General features: G+C 40.7%; 3 protein-coding genes and 2 pseudogenes. 1 reads left to right on the plus strand and 4 read right to left on the minus strand.

All coding sequences use genetic code 11. The features are described 5' to 3' along the window. Window positions 1-122: 122 nt before the first annotated feature. Window positions 123-380: pseudogene (locus tag LC574_RS31335) on the minus strand (DUF2887 domain-containing protein); the annotation flags it as partial. Between the two features lie 51 nt (window positions 381-431). Next, window positions 432-1,361 (minus strand): carbohydrate ABC transporter permease, encoded by a 930-nt coding sequence (locus tag LC574_RS31340; protein WP_229457472.1) that lies wholly within the window; start codon window positions 1,359-1,361, stop codon window positions 432-434. Between the two features lie 124 nt (window positions 1,362-1,485). Between LC574_RS31340 and LC574_RS31345 the strand changes: the two genes are divergently transcribed. Beyond that, window positions 1,486-2,148 carry a GIY-YIG nuclease family protein gene (locus tag LC574_RS31345; RefSeq protein ID WP_229457473.1) on the plus strand — a complete coding sequence of 221 codons (663 nt, stop codon included), beginning with the start codon at window positions 1,486-1,488 and terminating at the stop codon, window positions 2,146-2,148. A 150-nt stretch (window positions 2,149-2,298) separates the two neighbouring features. Here the strand turns inward: LC574_RS31345 and LC574_RS31350 are convergent, their stop codons facing one another. Both LC574_RS31350 and LC574_RS31355 read right to left on the minus strand, forming a co-directional pair. Further along, window positions 2,299-3,138: a GNAT family N-acetyltransferase gene (locus tag LC574_RS31350; RefSeq protein WP_229457474.1), complete on the minus strand. Its 840-nt coding sequence runs from the start codon at window positions 3,136-3,138 to the stop codon at window positions 2,299-2,301. A gap of 95 nt (window positions 3,139-3,233) precedes the next feature. Beyond that, window positions 3,234-3,571, minus strand: a pseudogene (locus LC574_RS31355) (ABC transporter ATP-binding protein); the annotation flags it as partial.

A 3,571-nucleotide genomic window follows, 5' to 3' on the forward strand; every position in this document is an offset into this window, starting at 1 on the left:
AGGACTAATATTTGATTTCTGAAAAAGCTCGGTACAACTCGAAAAGCCTAATTCCTTATTCCCTACTCCCTACTCCCCACTCCCCGCCTACGTAAATAATTTCAAAAATCAAATACGATTCCTATATACAGGAAAGCTTCTGTTATTATTCGCCAATAAATATCATCATCGCGCTGAAACTGTACCTCAACAAAATAGATTGGGTCTTCTGGAAAGTCAGGTTTTGGTAGGAATAAACCATCGATACGGCGTGCTAGTTCTTTGATTTCTACCGAGGTAAATTGGTAGTGCAACGCTAGAGCTTGAGATTGTTCCAAAAGTTCAAATAAGACACTTGGAAGAGTTTGAAATAATGTATAAAAAATCGTGTCTGTTTTCATGAACTCTGGATATTTAAATATTTTAATATTATCGTGGCTGATAGAGCAATATTAGATTGTGATATTATCAGCCCCCTCTTGATTGATAACTAATCGCAAAATTGATAATCCTAAAATTATCAACAAGAGCACTAAACCAATTGTGCAAGCATAGCTGATTTCCAAGTTACCAAAAGCTTGCTCATATAGATAATAAACAATCGTTTTTGAGCTACTAAGTGGGCCTCCTTGGGTCATAATGTATACTTCTTCAAACACTTTGGTGGCAGAAATAGCCGAAATTACCGCCACTAGTGCTAAATACGGCTTCATCAAAGGTATGGTAATATCCCAATGTTTGCTGATACCATCAGAACCATCGATCGCAGCAGCTTCGTAAACATCAGCAGGAATTGATTGCAACCCCGCTAAATAAATTACCATGTAGTAGCCTAGCCCCTTCCACACGGTGACAGCCATGACGCTGGCAAGAGAAATTGGTACAATACAAAAAATTTTTTCTGGGCTAGTTAGCCAAGGAATACCTTCTGGAAAAAGACCCAAAGCTTTCAGCAACTGATTCAGTAATCCGTTTTCTGCATACAACCATTTCCAAGCTATTCCCACAACTACCATTGAAATTACCACTGGGGTGTAATATGCGGATCTAAACCAATTCATCCCCCGCAGTTTCTGATTTACCAAAATTGCCAGCACTAGAGGAGTAATTACTAAAATTGGTACTACACCCACAAGATATAAAAAAGTGTTTTCCAAGGTTTTCCAAAAAACTGCATCCTTCCAAAGCTTGAGGAAGTTGGCAAAACCTATCCATTGTGGCGGCTGGGCAATATCTTCGTAGCTGGTAAAGCTGAGGTAAAAGGCTTGCAGTGCAGGCCAAAAGACTGTTAACACCAAAAGAACTAAGGCGGGTAATAAAAATAAATAAGGGGTCAGTCGCTGTTTGATGAATATCCAATTTTTAGGTGTTAATTGATTCATATAAGGTCTAATAGTTGTTTTCGCTTTGTCAGCAAGAATTTGGGGATGTGAGTAGATTTAAGCTTCAATATTCTAAAGGCATATATTTGCGTAGCGCTAATTAATAACTCGGAGATAAACTGCGATGGAAACTCAACACAACCCGCCAATTGAACATCAAAATGTCCCCATAAACCACCGTGGACTGCATGAATTTTTGTATAGTTCTGACGACGAACACACCGCCATTGAGGTGAGTATAACCCCTGAACTGGCAAACGATGGTACTGAAATCATTAACCTTGAGGCTTGGAGTGCATCTGCACAGAACGCTAAAATTGCAGGTGTTTATGCAGTATTAGACGCAGAACGCTGCACGCAGTACATTGGCTATTCTCGGAATGTGTTGCTTTCTTTAAACGGTCATGTCAGTCAAAATGGTGAGCAAAAGTGTGCTTTTGTACGTGTGCAAGCCTTCAAGTTCCCCAAGCGTCAAGAAATGGAAGATTTGCAACATGCGTGGATAGCAGAACTTGAAAGTACACCACCTGGTAATGCAACTGAAAGCGAAATGTGGGCTAGTACGGTAGGTGAAGCTGCAAAGGCGGTAATGTCCGAGGCGGAACGTCAAGCTTATGAGGAGAAAAAGCTAAAACTGCGGAAAGCAATGGCTGACACAACCCTCTCTAAAGAGTCAGAAACAATAGATGCGACTATAGCCGAACGTCAGCGTCAACTTGAAGCTGCTGTCACAAATGATGACTGGAGTGTAATTATCGACGCACAGACACAAGAAACCAAGTCTTAAAATGAGTGTTAAGTCTTTTGGATATTTCCGCACTTGGATAGCCTATTATGAGATGCGCTTACCCTAGTGTTTTAGGGGATGGAGGTGCGATCGCAGTTTACATATTCTGCCATAGAAAGTAATTTAATTGGAGCGATCGCTTTATTATGCTTACTCATTTGAGGTGAATGAGTATTCGTGCCAATCGCTTAGGGGGCGATACCCAATCGCTTGATAAATATGATTGGCTGTGGGATTGGCTAAATCTGCTATAAGGAAACAATGGCGGCATCCCTGGTCTAGCAGTTTTTGGCTTAACCCTGCGACACAGGCAGTAGCATATCCTTTGCGACGATACTCTGGTGGTGTATAAGCTAAATTGATCCGACCAATTGTAGGTAACACTTGTTTACAAGACGCAATTGAAACTGGAGTGCTATCAACCCAAAAATAAGTATTCTGCTGTTTCAACCGATTATCTACCTGGTGTTCGACATCTTCGCTCACCGCCTCATCTATCTCAGATAAAAATGCAGAAAGCCACTCGATCAAAAGAGAGCGATCGCTTTCAGTTGCCAGTCTGAGATATCCTCTGGCCGTTGAGACTCTTTGCACTGCCGTTAATTGGTAAATTTTCATTACCACCGACCGTTGATAGAATTGTCCTGTCAGCTTTTGCCAAGTGTGCGAGAATATTTCTACCTCTTTAGCCAGTCCCATGCTTCCTGGGAGTAGCTCTTGACGCAAATCTTGAGCAATCAATCGCAAAGTATCCATATTCTGGGCTTTGGATAGGATCAATTTTTGGGGTGGGGTGCGGATGGCAACAGCCAGAATCTCACCATTTGTTTGGACAATTGCTAAATAAGGCTTACCCAGATAACGTTCTGGGTTATGCAACAAAGTATGCAAAATACTGAGCAAAACATTATTTTCTACTTGATGCTGAAGTAAGTAAGCCTGAGTGCAGTGCCAGAATTCCTGAATGTTGTCGAATCGACGTAGTTGCATGATTTACTTTCCTCACGAACCAAGTAAAGAGTTGTGTTATCTAGAAGCTTAGTAGTAAAAGGGTGTGTCTAACTCTGGTTAGCAAAGTAATAGAGTTATGCTGACACAGCAGAAATTGCACAAACTTGTAAACCAACAGGTGTGTGAATAATCACTGATTCCACACTAAATACTTGAGCGATCGCATTTGGTGTCAGAACTTCTTCAGGTGTACCAACTTCCCAAATATAACCCTGTTTTAATAATGCAATCCGGGAACTATACCGTGCTGCTAAATTCAGTTCGTGTAAAACTGTAATAATAGTTAATCCCTGCTGCTGATTTAGTTCTTTAAGTAGTTCCAATAGTTGCAATTGATAGTTGATATCTAAAAAAGTTGTCGGTTCATCTAATAGTAAAACTTTTGGTTCTTGGGCTAGTGCTAGAGCTAAAA

Source organism: Nostoc sp. CHAB 5715, assembly GCF_020829685.1.
Taxonomy (GTDB): domain Bacteria; phylum Cyanobacteriota; class Cyanobacteriia; order Cyanobacteriales; family Nostocaceae; genus Nostoc.